We start from the raw sequence: 17583 nt of genomic DNA on the forward strand, positions 1-17583 counted from the left end.
GGAGGGGAAACGCCCGGTCACATTCCGAACCCGGAAGCTAAGCCCTCCAGCGCCGATGGTACTGCACTCGTGAGGGTGTGGGAGAGTAGGACACCGCCGGACAATCTTTCCGTCAGGGCCACCCCTTTGAAGGGGTGGCCCTGACGCGTTTCCCGACCCAGGGCCGACCCAGGGGCCGGTGACCGAACTATGGCTGGCTCGGGGGCCGAACCACGGGCTCGGGGCCGCCGAGGCGTCTGGTGTCCTACCCGGCCCGGGGGCAGACAGGGCCGTCAGTTGCGGGTCTGGACGTCTTCGCGGATACGGCGCATCAGCTCGGCGGCGGCGTCCACCGGGCGCCCCGGGAACATCGCCAACGCGACGCTGCCGTGGTCGGCCCAGCCGCAGATGGCGAAGTCGCCGCCGTCACCGCTGGTGGTCCCGCACTTGATCACCCCGCCGAGCCGGCCGGCCGGCACCTCGCGCAGCCCGGTCACCTTCCCGGTCTCGTCGGCCATCAGTCCGAAGAGGATGTCCAGTTCGCGTTCGGGCTGCCAGAGCAGGGTCGTACCGCCGAACAGCAGCACGGAGCGCTTGTCGTCCGCCGGGTCGCGGTACACCGTGCCGAGGCTGCGGTCCAGGTCGATGTCGGCCGACAGGCCGTCGCGCAGGTAGTCGGCGGTGCTGCGGGCGCGTTCGCTGTCGTCTCGTCGCAGGTCGGCGGCGGTGGTCGGAGCGGACAGCCGGGCGTCCTTCTGCTGCACCACCCGCCAGCCGGCGACGCCCAGCGCGCCCGCCCCGGCGAGGCCGGCCGCCAAGACCACCGAGAGGACGATCCGTCGGCGCCGGGACCGGGGCGCGTCCCGTCGCGGAGCATCCTCCGAGTCCCGGTTGCTGAGCCGGATCGGTTCCTCGCTGAGGTTGATCGGCTCCGGCTCGTCGGCGAACGAACGCTCGGTGAGATGTGCGTCGGACATAGCCGACACCGTACGCGAATGGCAGGTGGCGCACGTGGGGTCCGCGGAAGCGCTCCGTAGACTCGTAGAGTGACCGACAGACTGGATGCCCGACGCCCCGACGCCCCGACCCTGCCCGCTCAGTACCACCCGGGCGAGGTAGAGCAGCGACGGTACGAGCAATGGGTAGCCGACGGTCACTTCCGGGCGTCGGCCCGCAGCGACAAGCCTCCGTTCGCCATCGTCATTCCCCCGCCGAACGTCACCGGGTCGCTGCACATGGGCCATGCGTTCGAGCACACGCTGATGGACGCGCTGACCCGCCGCAAGCGGATGCAGGGCTTCGAGGCGCTCTGGCTGCCGGGCATGGACCACGCCGGCATCGCCACCCAGAACCTGGTCGAGCGGCAGCTCGCCGGCGAGGGCCTGTCCCGCCACGGCCTGGGCCGGGCGGAGTTCGTCGAGCGGGTGTGGCGGTGGAAGACCGAGTCCGGTGGGGCGATCCTGGGCCAGATGCGGCGCCTCGGCGACTCCGTCGACTGGGACCGGGAGCGCTTCACCATGGACGCGGGCCTGTCCCGGGCCGTGCAGACCATGTTCAAGAAGCTCTTCGACGACGGGCTGATCTACCGGGCCAACCGGATCATCAACTGGTGCCCGCGGTGCCTCACCGCACTCTCCGACATCGAGGTGGAGCACACCGACGACGACGGTGAGCTGATCTCCATCCGGTACAGCGACGAGGTCGTGGTGGCCACCACCCGGGCCGAGACGATGCTCGGTGACACCGCCGTGGCGGTGCACCCGGACGACGAGCGGTACCGGCACCTGATCGGCACCGAGGTGGCCCTGCCGCTGACCGGCCGGCGCATCCCGATCGTGGGCGACGCGCACGTCGACCCCAGCTTCGGCACCGGCATGGTGAAGGTGACCCCGGCGCACGACCCGAACGACTTCGAGATCGGCCAGCGGCACGGCCTGCCGGCGCTGACGATCATGGACGAGCGGGGCGTCATCACCGCGCCCGGCCCGTTCGAGGGCTTGGACCGGTACGAGGCCCGGCCGGCGATCGTCGCGGCCCTGCGCGAGCAGGGCCTCATCGTGGCCGAGAAGCGGCCGTACGTGCACGCGGTGGGGCACTGCTCCCGGTGCCGGACCACGGTCGAGCCGAGGCTGTCGCTGCAGTGGTTCGTCAACACCGCCCCGCTGGCGAAGGCGGCCGGCGACGCCGTGCGCGACGGCCGGGTGAAGATCGAGCCGGCCGAGCTGGCCAAGCGCTACTTCGCCTGGGTCGACAACATGCACGACTGGTGCATCTCCCGGCAGCTCTGGTGGGGCCACCGCATCCCCGTCTGGTACGGGCCGGCGGGCGAGATCGTCTGCGTCGGCCCGGACGAGGAGCCGCCGACCGGCGAGGGCTGGCACCAGGACGAGGACGTGCTGGACACCTGGTTCTCCAGCGGCCTGTGGCCCTTCTCCACCCTCGGCTGGCCGGAGCAGACCCCGGACCTGGCGAAGTTCTACCCGACCAGCGTGCTGGTCACCGGGTACGACATCCTCTTCTTCTGGGTCGCCCGGATGATGATGTTCGGCCTGTACGCGATGGACGGGAAGCCGCCGTTCGACGTGGTCGCCCTGCACGGCATGGTCCGCGACGAGCACGGCAAGAAGATGTCGAAGTCGTTCGGCAACGTGGTGGACCCGCTGGACTGGATCGACCGGTTCGGCGCCGACGCCACCCGGTTCACCCTGGCCCGGGGTGCCAACCCCGGCCAGGACGTCCCGGTCAGCGAGGACTGGTGCCAGGGCTCCCGCAACTTCTGCAACAAGCTCTGGAACGCCACCCGGTTCGCGTTGATGAACGGGGCGCACACGGGCGGCCCGCTGCCGGCGGCCGAGCAGCTCTCCACCGTGGACCGGTGGATCCTGTCCCGGTTGGCGCACGTCACCGCTGAGGTGGACGAGCAGTTCGAGGCGTACGAGTTCGCGAAGGTCTGCGACCTGCTGTACCACTTCGCGTGGGACGACGTCTGCGACTGGTACGTCGAGCTCGCCAAGCCGGTGCTCGGCGAGGGCGGGGCGGCGGCCGACGCCACCCGTCGGGTGCTCGGGCACGTGCTGGACCAGCTGCTGCGGCTGCTGCACCCGGTGATCCCGTTCGTCACCGAGGAGCTGTGGATCGCCCTCACCGGCGGGGAGACGGTCATGACGGCCGAGTGGCCGGTCGCCGACCGTACCGGAATCGACGACGCCGCGGAGGGCGAGGTCGGCGCCGTCCAGCGGGTGGTGACCGAGATCCGGCGGTTCCGGTCCGACCAGGGGCTGCGGCCCACCCAGCGGGTGGTCGCCCGGCTCGACGGCCTGGCCGCCGCGGGCATCGCCTCCCACGAGCGGCTGATCCGCTCGCTGGTCCGGCTCGACCCGGCCGACGACGACTTCCAGGCCAGCGCCACCCTCGCCATGCCGGGCGAGGTGAGCGTCGCGCTGGACACCCGGGGGACGATCGACCTGGCCGCCGAGCGGGCCCGACTGACCAAGGACCGGGCGGCCGCTGAGAAGGAGGCCGGCCAGGCCCGGGCGAAACTGGACAACCCGGCGTTCGTGGGGAAGGCCCCGGAGCCGGTGGTCGCCAAGATCCGGGACCGACTCGCCACCGCCGAGGCCGATCTGCTCCGCATCAACGCCGCTCTGGAGGCGCTCCCCTCGTGACCGAAAGTAACGAACACATCGACAGTGACGAACGCGCCGAGCGGGCCCAGCGCGCTGAGATCGTCGGCCGTGCCGCTGCTCGCCTCGACCGGGCTGGTCGCGGCGACGGCGGCGACCCTCAGTTCGCCACCGTCGACGCCGAGCTGGCCGCGCGCGGCTTCACCCGGCTGCACTTCGAGCTGGACCGGATCGAGAGGCTGCTCGACCTGCTCGGCAGCCCGCAGCGGGCGTACCCGTCGATCCATCTCACCGGGACCAACGGCAAGACCTCGACCGCCCGGATGATCGACTCGCTGCTGCGGGCGTTCGGGCTGCACACCGGCTGCTACACCAGCCCGCACCTGGAGACCGTCCGGGAGCGGATCAGCCTGGACGGGGAGCCGGTCAGCGAGGAACGCTTCGTGACCACGTACCGCGAGGTGGCGCCGCTGGCCGAACTGGTCGACGAGCGCTCCGCCGAGCCCCTGACCTACTTCGACATGACCACCGCGCTGGCGTTCGCCACGTTCGCGGACGCCCCGGTCGACGTCGCGGTGGTCGAGGTGGGGTTGGGCGGAGTGGAGGACGCCACCAACGTGATCCAGGCCGGGGTGGCGGTGCTCACCCCGATCGGCCTCGACCACACCGAGTGGCTGGGCGACACGCTCCAGGACATCGCCCTGCACAAGGCCGGCATCATCTACCCGGGCGCCACGGTCGTCTGCGCGGCGCAGGAGGAGGAGGCCGCCCGGCCGATCCTGGAACGCTGCGCCGAGGTCGGTGCGACCGTCGCCCGGGAGGGGGTGGAGTTCGGCGTGCTGCGCCGGTCGGTCGCGGTCGGCGGCCAGGTGCTCAGCCTCCAGGGCCTGGGCGGGGTGTACGAAGACGTGTTCGTCCCGCTGCACGGCGCGCACCAGGCGCAGAACGCCGCAGTGGCGCTCGCCGCCGTGGAGGCGTTCCTCGGGGCGGGGGCGAAGCGTCAGCTCGACGTGGAGATCGTCCGGGAGGGTTTCGCCATGTCGAGCTCGCCCGGCCGGCTGGAGAAGGTCCGCACCTCGCCGACCATCCTGCTCGACGGGGCGCACAACCCGCACGGGATGGCGGCCACCGTTACCGCCCTCCAGGAGGAGTTCGCGTTCAGCAAGCTGGTCGGGGTGCTCGCCGTGTTCGGCGACAAGGACGCGATGAGCCTGCTGGAGCTGCTGGAGCCGGTGCTCGACTACCTGGTGGTCACCCGCAACAGCTCGCCCCGGGCCATGCCGGCCGAGGAGCTGGCCGAGCTGGCCTGGGAGGTCTTCGGGCCGGCGCGGGTGGAGGTGGCCGACAACATGCCCGACGCGATCGAGGCGGCGGTGGCCCAGGCCGAGTTCGAGGTCCCCGGCGAGTTGGCCGGGGTCGGCGTGCTGATCACCGGCTCGGTGGTGACCGTGGCCGAAGCCCGCCGGTTGCTGAAGCGATGACCACTCCCGACGAGAACCGTGGAGAGGCCGGCGGGCCGGGTCAGCGGCGCTCCGGGCTGCGTAACCCCGCTGGGGCGGTGCGTGGCCTGGGCGCCGGGACGCTGGGCCTGGAGGCGCTGGTGCTGCTGCTCGCGATCCAGCCGATCCGGGTCGTCGGCGGTGAGCTGAGTGGCGTGGCCATCGCGGTAATCGTGGCGCTGGCCGTGGCGGCGGTGGTGCTCGCCGGAATGATGCGCCGGCCGTGGGCCTGGTACGCCGGCACCGCGCTCCAGGGGGCGCTGCTGCTCGCCGGGTTGCTGCACTGGTCGCTGCTCGCGCTGGGGATCATCTTCGCCCTGGTCTGGGGGTACGCCCTGCACGTGCGCCAGGTGATCCTCGGCCGCTGAAGCCGGGCCCCGGGGCTCGGGCTCACCTCGGCGGCCTCAGCCGGCTGGGCGGTGGTCAGCGGCTGCCAGGGCGGGCCCCCTGCCCACGCGGCAGGTGTCGAGCCGCAGCGGCGCGGACGCGGCCGGGACCACGGAGCCCCCTGTCCTGCCCATGCGGCAGGCGTGCACAAGGGGCCCCGCGCACATCTCAGGCGTCGGCGCGGGTGCGCCACTCGGTGAGGGCGATGCCGTGGCCGTCCGGGTCGCGGAACGCCGCCGCCCAGACATCCAGCTTGGTGCCCCGGTTGACCACCCGCGGGGCGTACGTGAAGCGCACGCCCGAGTCGCGCATCCGCTCGTACGCGCCCTGGATGTCGTCGACCTCCAGGTTGACGTGCACCAGGCGCCGGCTGATCGGGGCCGCGCCGGTGACCTCGCGCAGCACCAGTCGGGTCGCCCCGGAGGCGAGCACGGCGTTGCCGGAGCCCCGGTCGACCTCCTCGAAGCCGAGGGTGTCCCGGTAGAACTCCATCGACCGGTCCAGGCCGGTGACCAGCAGGGTGATGCCGACGCCGTTGATCGGGGCGGCCCCATCGGCGGGCTCGGCCACCGGGTCGTAGCCGAAGATCGCCTCGTCCAGCTCGTGCTGGTCGAGGGCCGGCCCGGGGCCCGGGGCCGGATCGTCCAGGGGCACGTCGATCGGGTCGACGGGGCCGGCCGGGGTGCCCGCGTCGGCCGGGGTGCCCACGTTGATCGTCTCGACGGGGACGGTCGGGTCGAGGCGCTGGCCGGCCGGCGACCGGGGGGCGGGGGTGGCCCGCCGGGGCAGCGGGCTGGTGACGGGCTCCACGACCGTCCCCTCCAGCACGACCGGGCCGCCCGGGCGCTGGTGCATCACCACCGGCTCCCGGCCTTCCGACAGCGGACCCAGGTCGTGGTCGCGGAGCGGATCCGGCGCGGGTGGCTCCCGCAGTTCTTCGTGGAAGTCGTCGTCCGGGGCGCGGTCGGCCCACGGCGGCGCCTCCTGGTGGATGAGCAGATCGTCGAGCGGTTCGGTGCCCGCGTACTCGGGGGGAAGGTCGGTCGCCGCGGCGGCGGCGGTCTCGGCGTGCGTGGGCACCTCGTCCCAGAGGACGCGGACGTGCCGCTGGTCGTCCAGGGCCACCCGGATCGGCAGGGAGTGCCCGATCGAGGGCCACTTCGCCACCGGCACCCGCGGCTCAATGATCTTCTTCGACCGGGGTGGCAGGCCGGGCGCGTCGATGACCAACTGCAGCTCGCAGCGGCCGAACGCGTAGGCGCTGGGCGGCTCGGAGGCGCTGTGCACGTGACCGACGCCGATCACCCAGGTGCGACCGCCCCCGCGTACGGTGGCCAGGGCGATGGCCAGCACCAACAGCGCCACACCGAGCGCCACGATGGCCCAGCTGGTCATGCCCAGCCCGAACAGGACCACGAAGGCGGCCACGGTGCCCAGCACCGTGGCGATGAGTTTGCGTACCGGCGCGATGGGTCGATTCCCGCCATTCGCCACTGTGGACCTCCCAGGGGTCAAGGGCCAGGCTAGGCCGGATCGGCCACCCAGGGAATAGCGCAGCCGCCGCGCCGGCGCCTGCACCGGGTCGCTAGGCTGACCGTACCCAGCCGAGCCGTCTTCCGTGCACAGGAGGAACCCAGCGTGTCCAGCAGCAGCCCGGATGAGCGCACCCTCGTCCTGATCAAGCCCGACGCGGTTCGCCGTGGCCTGGTCGGTGAGATCCTCTCCCGCTTCGAGCACAAGGGCCTGCGGATCGACGCCATGGTGTCCCGGACGATGGACGGCGACTTCGCCGACCAGCACTACGCCGAGCACGTCGACAAGCCGTTCTACCCACCGCTGAAGGACTTCATGACCGGCGGTCCGCTGGTCGCCCTGGTGCTCTCCGGCGACCAGGTAGTCGAGGTGGTCCGCGGCATGATCGGCAGCACCGACGGGCGCAGGGCCGCCGCCGGCACCATCCGCGGTGACCTCTCCCTGTCCAACCGGGAGAACCTGGTACACGCCTCCGACTCGACCGACAGCGCCAAACGCGAGATGGTGCTCTGGTTCCCCGAACTGGGCTGACGGCTGCCGACACCGGGCCTGCGGGGGCAGCAGCCCGGCCCGATGGGGGCGGTGGCGGGTAGCCGGATCCGGCGCGCTCCCGCTCGTCGAGGGCCGAGGAAGGGCGCCTCACGCCCGGTGGCCACGGCGAACAGCCCGTCTCGAAGAGCACCGGACTGCCCGCTACCCGCTCGGCCCGACGGGACCGCATCGGCTAACGTGACAGCACCCCTGTCCAGCACGACCGCCGGAGGACCAGTGCCACTGCTCTACACCATCGGCAGGCTTACCGTGGCGCCTGCGCTCCGGTTGGCCTTCCGACCGACCGTGGAGGGTTTGGAGCACATTCCGGAGACCGGCGGCGCCATCTTCGCCGGCAACCATCTCTCCGTCGCCGATGAGCTGTTCCTCGGCACGGTGGTGCCCCGGCACCTGGCGTTCTGGGCAAAGGTGGAATATTTCAACAGCCCCGGTCCGAAGGGCGCGCTCTCGAAGTTCGTCCTTACCGGGCTGGGGGCGATCCCGGTCGAGCGGGCCGGCGGCCGGGCCGCGCTGTCCGCGTTCGACGCGGCGATCCCGGTGCTGAAGGGCGGTGACCTGGTCGCCGTCTACCCGGAGGGCACCCGCTCCCCGGATGGCCGGCTCTACCGGGGCCGCACCGGGGCAGCCCGGCTTGCGGTCGCGGCCGGCGTCCCGATCATCCCCGTCGGCATGATCGGCACCGACAGGGCGCAGCCGATCGGCTCCAGGATGCCCCGGCCGGGCCGGGCGGAGATCATCATCCGGTTCGGCAAGCCGCTGGACTTCACCGGACGCCCGGACGACCGGACCTCCCTGCGGGAGGTCACCGACGAGGTGATGGGCGAGATCCAGAAGCTCACCGGCCAGGAGTACGTGCCGCGCTACTCCCCGCCCCGCACCCAGGGGCCGGCCGTCGGGGATCCGCCGGACGCAGTCTGAGTGGTTCCGTTCCGGGCCTCAGCTCCCGGTGCCCGTCTGCGTTTCCCGATCCGCCGTGACGATCCGCTCACGCATCGTCTTCAGCAACCGGGCGCTGTCGTCGACCGAGAGCTGGGTGAACACGCCGGTGGTGAGGCTGCCGTGGTCGACCGAGGTGCAGACCACCACGTCCGTGCCGTCGAGGGCGCCGATGGCACAGCGCTCGAACCGGCCCCGGACGTCGGTCTCCACCACCTGTGCCTCCTGGAGCTGGTACTGCTCCTTGAGGCGGTTCATCTCGTCGGTCGCGTCGCCCTCCGGGGTTAGCCGGAATCCGGTGCCGCCGAAGACCGTCACCGGCTTGCCGGCCCGTGAGGCGTACACGCCGGCGAAGGTGTCCTCGCTCAGCAGGTGCGACTGGCGCACCTGGGCCTCCAGTTGCTTCGCGGTGGTCTGGCTGCGGGCGTCGTCGCGCAGCGACAGGTCGGCGATCTGTGGGGGCAGCGCGGCGCTCGCCGGGTACTGCTCCCACATCGGCTTCACCCAGTAGGCCGGGCAGCCGCAGCAGCAGGCGATGCTGAGCAGCAGCACCCATGGCCAGCGCCGCCGTCGCCGGCGGGGAGCCCTGGGCGGGGGTGCGGGCCGCTGCTGCTGCTGCGAGGGCTGGGGCGGGGGCGGGGGCGCCATGGGCCGGGCCTGCGACGGCACCACCTGGTGGGCCGGCGGCGGCGACACCGGCCGGACGGCGGCGGGGGACACCGGCCGGGCCGGCTGCGATGGGGTCACCGGATGGGCCACCGGCGGGGTGCCGGGACCTACGACGGGCGCCGAGCCGGCGAGCGGCCCCGGATACCGCCGGGTGGTCGAGGGCGTCGGATACGACACGGTCGGCGGAAGCGGGGGCAGTTCGGCGGAGTGCAGGTCCCAACTACCGGTGTCCACGCCGGCCCACGGGTCCACCGGGGTCTGGCTCTCCGGGGCAGGCAAGGGGTCGTGCCCGACCGGGGCGGGCGGCGGCGTGGGCTCCGCCGACTCGCCCCAGATCCGCCTGCGTGCCTGCGGCGGCGGGGGGACCGGAGCGGACCCGCTCCACCGCGGCGCCGGCGGCGGACCGGCGGCGGGGTCGATCGTGGTCCGGTCCGGCCGCGCGTCGATCTTCGTCGGGTCGGGGCCGGTGATCGGCGGGGGCGGGGTGACCGGCGCGGGCCGCGCCTCGGGGCCCGGAGCGGGGTCGACGCGGGTGGGCTCCGGGGAGGCCGGCGGCTCGACCCCCGGAGGGCCGTCGCCGGGCGGGTCGCCCGCCGGGGTGGCGTCGACCCGGGTCCCGTCGGAGGCGCCCCCGACGGGGACGGTCACCTCGGAGCCGTCGTCGGCCGGGGCGGTGGCAGGCCCGTTCGCCGCGGCGGTGTCGTTCGCCGCGGCGGTGGCATCCGTCGTCTCGTCGTCCGGGGCCGCCGGGCCGGCGGACGATGGTGTGGAGGAGGGGGAGTGGGAGGGGGTCGACTCGTCGGCGACCGCCGGATCCTGGTCCCGGCCGGCGGCCGGGGTGCCCCCGTCGGCCGGTCGGTCTGCTCCCGACTGCGGGTGCGGCATCGCGGCAATCTCCTCTCGCGCCGGTCCGAGGTTAGTACGGGCGTGCCACCGACGGCGATCCGCCCACGGCCCGGACAGTGGCGTCGCCCGAGCCCGGCGCCCCGACCGGTCCTCTCCCGGGGCGGGGACCGGACGCGAGGCGGGTCGACGGCGGACGTGACGCGGGTCGGGAGAGGCCGCGACGCGGGTGCCGGTGGACGGCCGCGTACCCTTGGACTTCATGAGCGTCCCGTCCACCATCCCGCGCCCCGTCGCGGGCACCTCAGTCTGGCCCCGGCTGGAGCCGCTGCTGCCCCAGGTGACCAAGCCCATCCAGTACGTCGGTGGCGAGTTGGGCGCGGTGGTCAAGGACTGGGACGCGGCGACCGTCCGCTGGGCCCTGATGTACCCCGACGCGTACGAGGTCGGCCTGCCCAACCAGGGCGTGCAGATCCTCTACGAGGTGCTCAACGAGCTGCCTGACGTGCTCGCCGAGCGGACGTACGCGGTCTGGCCGGACCTGGAGAAGCTGATGCGCGCCGACGGCGTGCCGCAGTTCACCGTCGACGCGCACCGCTCGGTGCGCGACTTCGACGTGTTCGGCGTCTCCTTCTCCACCGAGCTGGGCTACACGAATCTGCTCGCCGCGATCGACCTGGCCGGCATTCCGCTGCTCGCCGCGGACCGCACGGGCGCTGACCCGGTGATCGTGGCCGGCGGGCACGCCGCGTTCAACCCGGAGCCGATCGCCGACTTCATCGACGCCGCCGTGCTCGGCGACGGCGAGGAGGCGGTCCTGGAGATCACCGCGATCGTCCGGGAGTGGAAGGCGGAGGGCACCCCCGGCGGCCGGGACGAGCTGCTGCTGCGGCTGGCCCGCACCGAGAGCGTCTACGTGCCGCGTTTCTACGACGTGGACTACCTGCCCGACGGCCGGATCCAGCGGGTGGTGCCGAACCGGGCGGACGTGCCGTTCCGGGTGCACAAGCGCACGACGATGGACCTGGACGCCTGGCCGTACCCGAAGAAGCCCCTGGTCCCGCTGGCCGAGACCGTGCATGAGCGGTACGCGGTGGAGATCTTCCGGGGTTGCACCCGGGGTTGCCGGTTCTGTCAGGCCGGCATGATCACCCGCCCGGTCCGGGAGCGGTCGATCACCACGGTCGGCCAGATGGTCCGGGACGGTCTGGAGTTCTCCGGCTTCTCCGAGGTGGGGCTGCTGTCGCTGTCGTCGGCCGACCACTCCGAGATCGGCGACATGTGCTCCGGCCTGGCCGAGCAGTACGCGGGGACCAACGTGTCGCTGTCGCTGCCGTCGACCCGGGTGGACGCGTTCAACATCGACCTGGCCCAGGAGTTGTCCCGTAACGGCCGGCGCACCGGGCTGACCTTCGCCCCGGAGGGCGGGTCGGAGCGGATCCGCAAGGTCATCAACAAGATGGTGTCGAAGGAAGACCTGATCCGCACGGTCGTCACCGCGTACACCAACGGCTGGCGGCAGGTGAAGCTCTACTTCATGTGCGGCCTGCCCACCGAGACCGACGCCGACGTCCTGGAGATCGCGGACATGGCGCACGAGGTGATCAAGGCTGGCCGGGCCGCGACCGGTTCCAAGGACATCCGCTGCACGGTCTCCATCGGTGGGTTCGTGCCGAAGCCGCACACCCCGTTCCAGTGGGCGCCGATCGAGCGCCCGGAGGTCATCGACCACCGGCTCAAGATTCTCAAGCAGGCGATCAACTCGGACCGCTCGCTGGGCCGGGCGATCGGCTACCGCTACCACGACGGCGAGCCGTCGCTGATCGAGGGCCTGCTCTCCCGAGGCGACCGGCGGGTCGGTTCGGTGATCCGCAAGGTGTGGGAGAACGGCGGCCGGTTCGACGGTTGGAGCGAGCACTTCTCGTACCAGCGCTGGGTGGACGCGGCGGCCGAGACGCTGCCCGCGTTCGGGGTGGACCTCGACTGGTACACCACCCGCCAGCGCGATCAGCTGGAGGTCCTGCCCTGGGATCACCTGGACTCGGGTCTGGACAAGGACTGGCTCTGGCAGGACTGGCAGGACTCGATCTCGGAGTTCGAGCAGGACGACTGCCGGTGGACCCCGTGCTTCGACTGCGGCGTCTGCCCCTCGATGGACACCGAGATCCAGATCGGCCCCACCGGCAAAAAGCTCCTTCCCCTGACCCCGATCAAGGGCCTCAAGACCCCTACTTCCTGACCCCGGCCCCACCGGTCGCCCGCGTTGATCATGGAGTTGTTGCCAGCCACACGGCGTGTCGCCGACAATAACTCCATGATCAACCGGTGCTGAGTTCCGAGGAGCGAGACGATCAGTAAGAAACCACAGCCGGAGGGTGGGCAGGCCCCGGTCGTCCAGCGCGTCCGGATCCGGTATGCCAAGCGTGGACCGCTGCGATTCACCTCGCACCGGGACTTCGCCCGGGCGTTCGAGCGGGCGTTGCGCCGGGCGGGCGTGCCGATCGCCTTCTCGCAGGGCTTCACCCCGCACCCCAAGATCTCCTACGCCAGCGCCGCGCCCACCGGCGTGGCCAGCGAGGCGGAGTACCTCGAGATCGGCCTCCGTGAGCCGGTTGATCCCGAGCAGCTGTGCGCCGCGCTGGACGCCGCGCTCTCTCCTGGCCTCGACATCCTGGAGGCCGTCATCGTGGCCGGCGGCAGCCTTGCCGACCGGATCGAGGCGTCACACTGGCGCATCGAGTTGCCCGAGGTCGACCCGGCTGCGGCGCAGCGGGCGGTGGCCGCCTTCGCCGCCGCCGAAGAGGTGCAGGTCGAACGGATGACCAAGCAGGGCCGGCGCACCTTCGACGCCCGCTCGGCCGTCATGCGTATCGATGTGATGAGCCCTTCGGAGACGCCTTCCGGGGCCGCGGCCGTACCGTGTGCGATACTCGAACTGGTCGTGCGGCAGGTCACCCCGTCCGTACGGCCCGATGACGTCCTTTCCGGCCTCCGCGCGGTGGCCGACCTGGAGCCGCCGGTCTCACCGAGGGTGACCCGGCTGGCGCAGGGCACGTTGACCGCGCTGGGCGAGATCGTGGATCCGTTGGACGCGGACCGCGACGGGGCAGCCATCGTATGAGCGTTGACCGTCGGTCAACGTTCGGGCAGGCAGACTTCGGCGGTCGCGCATCTCGCGCGCCCGGCGGAAACACTTTTGCGGCGACCCTGCGTGGCAGCGCTTACCCGCGCCCGGGGCAGCCAGAACTGGAGAACCTCCATGCTCGCGAACGAGCCCGAGGGCGGCGAACGGACCGGTTCACAGCCGGCCGACGAGACCGCTGACCGCCCCACCACCGACGCCGGTGGCACCGTCACCGGCGCCGCCGACCTCACCCCCGAGGGCGCCGCCCCGGTCGACGATCCCACCGCCGCCGGGCAGCCAGCCGGCGGAGAGCCTGCGGCCCCTCCACCCCGTAAGCGGGCCACCCGGCGGCGGGCCGCCCCGCTGAACCAGCCGGAGCAGACCGGCGCGCCGGTGGAGGCGTCCACCTCCGCCGGCTCGGCCAGCGGCGAGGCCCCCCAGGTCGAGGTCTTCGCCCCGATCATCGGTGAACTGGAAGAAGCCCCGAAGACGCCGCGTCGACGCCGCAAGGCGACCACCGCGAAGGCGACCGAGGAACCGGTCGTCGTGACCGCTGCGGAGGAAGCCTCCGACGAGGTCGTACCACCGGTGAAGGTGACCCGGACCCGCCGCCGCAAGGCCGCCGAGCCTGCGGCGGAGGCCCCCGAGGCCGAACCCACCGGGCAGACCCGGGCCGGTACGGTGCCCGCCACCGAGGCGGAGGCGTCGTCCGCGCCCACCACCAGTACGCCCGCATCCGCGCCGGTCAGCGGCGTGCCGGAGGCCGTGGCCGAGGAAGCCGACGAGGCGACTGGAATCCCTGAGGCGCCTGAGGTCGTTGGGGCGCAGGCCGTCGGTGGCGCCCGGTCCAGCGGCGCGAAGGACCGCTCCGGGGAGGTGCCGTCCGGCGTGGCCGGTCCCGCCGAACCGCCGGCCGAGGCCGTCGAGCCGACCGAGCCGAAGACCCGGCGGCGCCGGGTCGTCTCCCCGCCGACCGTGCTCTTCATGCCCCCCCAGCCGGAGGCACTGCCGGTCGTCCGGGTCGTGGCCTCCGCCGTGGTCGAGGATGAGCCGGCAGAGGAGCAGCCGGAGACGACTCGCCGACGTCGGCGCGGCCGGCGCGAGGCCGAGCCCGTCGAGGTGGCGGAGGTCGAGGCGGAGCCCGCCACCGAGGAGGCCGACGAGGCAGCCGAGGGCGATGAAGACGACGACGATGACGAGACCGCCGCCGCTCGCCGGCGCCGCCGGCGCGGCCGCCGGGGCCGGGGTCGGGGCAAGGGCGGCGCGGACGACGCCGAGGACGACGAGTCCGAGGACGCCGCCCAGGCCGAGGAGGAGACCGCCGAGTCCGAGGCCGAGGCCGAGGGTGACGAGGCGGAGGGCGACGAGGACGAGGAGAGCGGGGACGGGGTGACCCGTCGCCGCCGCCGTCGGCGTCGCCGGGGCGCCGGGGACACCGACGGCGGTACCGACGACGGCGTGCCCACCGTCGTGAAGATCCGCGAGCCGCGCAAGGCCGTCGACGAGGTGCAGGGCGTCTCCGGGTCGACCCGGCTGGAGGCCAAGCGTCAGCGCCGCCGCGACGGCCGGGAGCAGCGGCGGACCCGTCCGCCGATCCTGAGCGAGTCGGAGTTCCTGGCCCGCCGGGAGGCGGTCGACCGGGTGATGGCGGTGCGCCAGCGCGGCGACCGCACCCAGATCGCCGTCCTGGAGGACGGCGTGCTGGTCGAGCACTACGTCACTCGCAACTCCTCCGGCACCATGGCCGGCAACGTCTACCTCGGCAAGGTGCAGAACGTCCTGCCGAGCATGGAGGCCGCCTTCGTCGACGTGGGTCGGGGCCGCAACGCCGTCCTGTACGCCGGCGAGGTGAACTGGGACACCACGGGCCTGGAGGGCCGGGCCCGCTCGATCGAGCAGGCGCTGCGCTCCGGCGACCCGGTGCTCGTGCAGGTCACCAAGGACCCGATCGGGCACAAGGGCGCCCGGCTGACCAGCCACATCGCCCTGTCCGGCCGGCACCTGGTGTACGTGCCGAACGGCAACGCCTCCGGCATCAGCCGCAAGCTGCCCGACAACGAGCGCAAGCGGCTGCGCGACGTGCTCAAGAAGCTGATCCCGGACGGCGCGGGCGTGATCGTCCGGACCGCCGCCGAGGGGGCGAACGAGGACGAGTTGGCGCGTGACGTCAAGCGGCTCCAGGCCCAGTGGGAGGACATCCAGGACAAGGTGGCCTCCGGCGGCGCCCCGGTGCTGCTCTACGAGGAGCCGGACCTGGTCATCCGGGTCGTGCGGGACCTGTTCAACGAGGACTTCCGCGAGCTGGTGATCGAGGGCGACGAGTCGTACGGGATGGTCGAGTCGTACCTCTCGCACGTCTCGCCGGACCTGGTCGACCGGGTGCGCCGGTACGTCGGCACGAGTGACGTGTTCGCCGACTACCGGATCGACGAGCAGATCCTCAAGGGCCTCGACCGCAAGGTCTTCCTGCCCTCCGGCGGTCACCTGGTGATCGACCGGACCGAGGCGATGACCGTGGTCGACGTCAACACCGGCAAGTACACCGGTGCGGGCGGCAACCTGGAGGAGACCGTCACCCGCAACAACCTGGAGGCGGCCGAGGAGACCGTCCGCCAGCTCCGGTTGCGCGACATCGGTGGCATCGTGGTGATCGACTTCATTGACATGGTGCTGGAGTCGAACCGCGAGCTGGTGCTGCGCCGGCTCACCGAGTGCCTGGGCCGGGACCGCACCAAGCACCAGGTCACCGAGATCACCTCGCTCGGCCTGGTGCAGATGACCCGCAAGCGGATCGGTGCGGGGCTGCTGGAGGCGTTCAGCGAGACCTGCGACTGCTGCAAGGGTCGCGGCGTGGTCATCCACACCGAGCCGGTGCCGGAGAAGCCGCGCGCCGCCACCGGTGCGGTGGAGAAGGTCAAGGCGGTCGCGGCGGCCGTCACGGCCCCCGCGCCGGCCGAGCAGGTCGGCGGGGCGTCGTCGCGGCGGCGGGCCCGCAAGGGTGCCGCGCCGGAGCGCACGGTGGTCGAGGTGGAGGCCCCGAGCGGGGGCGTGGAGCCGGAGTACCACGACACCATGGGCTACGACCTGTCCCGGTACGAGGCGGAGACGGCGGCGGTGGCGGCCGCAGCGGACAGCCAGCAGGGCGAGTCCGCCCGGCTCGCCGGGGCCGACGACCCGGACGCCCTCGGCGACGAGGCCGACAGCGACAGCGACACCGAGGGCGGTACCGGCCGACGTCGGTCCCGTCGCAGTGGCACCCGGCGGCGTACCCGCCCGTGACCGGCTGACCGCCCGTGCGTTTCGCAGGACCCCTTCCCCGGCAACAGCGCCGGCGGGAGGGGTCCTGTCGCGTCTCCGGCCCGGTTAAGATCGGCCACCCCCCGGTCAGGAGAAGAAATGCGTCGTCTGCTCGCCCTCACCGTCGCCGTGGCGGTTCTCTCCGCTGGCGCGGCCTGCTCCGCCGAGCGCTCCGGTTCCGAGCCCACCGGTGGGCCGGGCGGCTCCGCGCCTTCGACGGCGGCCGGGGCCGGCCCGGGGGCCGGGGGAGCCGGCTCGGGCGCCACCGGGTCGCCCGTACCGAGCGGAGCGGCCGGCGGCAACGGCCCGGCGGTCTGCGCCGCCGCCCAGCAGGCCAGCAGCACGGCGGTCCGCACCTACGTGGCGGAGCTGGGCAGGATGATCGGGGCGGTCGGGGCGAACGACAGGCTGACGGCGGAGGCCGCCCGGAAGCAGGCCGAGGCCGCGCTGGCCGGCTGGCGTGCCGCGCTTCGGCAGCAGTCGGCGCAGGCCACCGACCCGCAGCTGCGTACGCTCCTGTCCGACCTGGCCAGCGAGGTGGGCACCCTGGGTACCGACGTGGACGCGATCGACGAGGAGGAGCTGGATGGGCTCCAGCAGCGCCTCGATCAGCTCTGCGCCCGCTGAGGGGTGGCTGGGCCCTGCTCGGGTGGGGATCGGGGGGGGAGCCCGGTTTGGGGGTGAGCCCACCGATGACGTAGGCTATCTTGCGGCGCACTTTGGTGTGCCGAGTTCCCGCGTGCCCACGCCGCCGTGCCTCTGCTACCCGGTGAGCCGCCGAGGGAACGACCGCCAGCAGCCTCAACGACAGGGAGTGCGCCTCCGATGTACGCGATCGTCAAGACCGGCGGCAAGCAGTACAAGGTCGCCGAGGGCGACGTGATCGAGGTCGAGAAGCTCACCGGTGCCCCCGGTGACGCGGTGAAGCTCACCGCGGTGCTCCTCGTCGACGGTGACGACCTGGTGACCGATGCGGCGAAGCTCGCCTCGGTCGCAGTGTCCGGCGAGATCGCCGCGCACACCAAGGGCCCGAAGATCAAGATCCACAAGTTCAAGAACAAGACTGGCTACCACAAGCGCCAGGGTCATCGCCAGCCGTTGACCCAGGTCAAGGTGACCGGCATCTCCAGCGGGAAGTAGG

General features: G+C 72.6%; 13 protein-coding genes and 1 rRNA gene. 11 read left to right on the forward strand and 3 right to left on the reverse strand.

All coding sequences use genetic code 11. From position 1 onward, the window contains the following. A 5S ribosomal RNA gene (gene rrf, locus SNR22_RS11980) occupies positions 1-102 on the forward strand; the annotation flags it as partial. A 170-nt stretch (positions 103-272) separates the two neighbouring features. On the opposite strand, the gene SNR22_RS11985 is transcribed toward rrf, so the two are convergent. Continuing rightward, a complete protein-coding gene (locus SNR22_RS11985; RefSeq protein WP_320066606.1) occupies positions 273-956 on the reverse strand; it encodes a hypothetical protein in 684 nt (227 codons plus the stop codon). Positions 957-1025: 69 nt separating this feature from the next. Here SNR22_RS11985 and SNR22_RS11990 point away from each other — a divergent pair, with 69 nt between their 5' ends. From SNR22_RS11990 to SNR22_RS12000, 3 genes are all read left to right on the forward strand, one after another. Further along, positions 1026-3644, forward strand: a complete 2619-nt coding sequence (locus tag SNR22_RS11990) for a valine--tRNA ligase (protein WP_320066607.1) — start codon at positions 1026-1028, stop codon at positions 3642-3644. 143 nt (positions 3645-3787) lie between these two features. Then, positions 3788-5083, forward strand: a complete 1296-nt coding sequence (locus SNR22_RS11995) for a folylpolyglutamate synthase/dihydrofolate synthase family protein (RefSeq protein WP_320066883.1) — start codon at positions 3788-3790, stop codon at positions 5081-5083. Beyond that, positions 5080-5469 carry a DUF4233 domain-containing protein gene (locus SNR22_RS12000; RefSeq protein ID WP_320066608.1) on the forward strand — a complete coding sequence of 130 codons (390 nt, stop codon included), beginning with the start codon at positions 5080-5082 and terminating at the stop codon, positions 5467-5469. Before SNR22_RS11995 ends, SNR22_RS12000 begins: the two co-directional genes overlap by 4 nt. A 187-nt stretch (positions 5470-5656) precedes the next feature. Here the strand turns inward: SNR22_RS12000 and SNR22_RS12005 are convergent, their stop codons facing one another. Further along, positions 5657-6982, reverse strand: a complete 1326-nt coding sequence (locus tag SNR22_RS12005; protein ID WP_320066609.1) for a VOC family protein — start codon at positions 6980-6982, stop codon at positions 5657-5659. Positions 6983-7126: 144 nt separating this feature from the next. On the opposite strand from SNR22_RS12005, the gene ndk reads away from it, so the two are divergent. Together ndk and SNR22_RS12015 are read left to right on the forward strand one after the other, a co-directional pair. Continuing rightward, positions 7127-7552 carry a nucleoside-diphosphate kinase gene (ndk, locus tag SNR22_RS12010; protein ID WP_320066610.1) on the forward strand — a complete coding sequence of 142 codons (426 nt, stop codon included), beginning with the start codon at positions 7127-7129 and terminating at the stop codon, positions 7550-7552. 237 nt (positions 7553-7789) lie between these two features. Further along, on the forward strand, positions 7790-8491 hold the full coding sequence (locus tag SNR22_RS12015) for a lysophospholipid acyltransferase family protein (RefSeq protein ID WP_320066611.1): 702 nt from the start codon (positions 7790-7792) through the stop codon (positions 8489-8491). Positions 8492-8509: 18 nt separating this feature from the next. On the opposite strand, the gene SNR22_RS12020 is transcribed toward SNR22_RS12015, so the two are convergent. Next, positions 8510-10063 (reverse strand): hypothetical protein, encoded by a 1554-nt coding sequence (locus SNR22_RS12020; RefSeq protein WP_320066612.1) that lies wholly within the window; start codon positions 10061-10063, stop codon positions 8510-8512. Between the two features lie 220 nt (positions 10064-10283). On the opposite strand from SNR22_RS12020, the gene SNR22_RS12025 reads away from it, so the two are divergent. The 5 genes from SNR22_RS12025 to rplU all read left to right on the forward strand — a co-directional run bounded on the left by SNR22_RS12025 (position 10284) and on the right by rplU (position 17582). Further along, positions 10284-12260 (forward strand): TIGR03960 family B12-binding radical SAM protein, encoded by a 1977-nt coding sequence (locus tag SNR22_RS12025; RefSeq protein ID WP_320066613.1) that lies wholly within the window; start codon positions 10284-10286, stop codon positions 12258-12260. A gap of 168 nt (positions 12261-12428) precedes the next feature. After that, positions 12429-13142 (forward strand): TIGR03936 family radical SAM-associated protein, encoded by a 714-nt coding sequence (locus SNR22_RS12030; RefSeq protein ID WP_320066884.1) that lies wholly within the window; start codon positions 12429-12431, stop codon positions 13140-13142. A gap of 138 nt (positions 13143-13280) precedes the next feature. Next, complete coding sequence (locus tag SNR22_RS12035; protein WP_320066614.1) at positions 13281-16424, forward strand: Rne/Rng family ribonuclease; 3144 nt, start codon at positions 13281-13283, stop codon at positions 16422-16424. A 117-nt stretch (positions 16425-16541) separates the two neighbouring features. Continuing rightward, positions 16542-17069 carry a hypothetical protein gene (locus SNR22_RS12040; RefSeq protein ID WP_320066615.1) on the forward strand — a complete coding sequence of 176 codons (528 nt, stop codon included), beginning with the start codon at positions 16542-16544 and terminating at the stop codon, positions 17067-17069. 198 nt (positions 17070-17267) lie between these two features. Beyond that, the gene (gene rplU, locus SNR22_RS12045) at positions 17268-17582 is read left to right on the forward strand and encodes a 50S ribosomal protein L21 (RefSeq protein ID WP_320066616.1); all 315 of its coding nucleotides are present in this window, start codon (positions 17268-17270) and stop codon (positions 17580-17582) included. Position 17583: the final 1 nt, after the last annotated feature.

This window comes from Micromonospora sp. RTGN7 (assembly GCF_033804645.1).
GTDB lineage: Bacteria > Actinomycetota > Actinomycetes > Mycobacteriales > Micromonosporaceae > Micromonospora.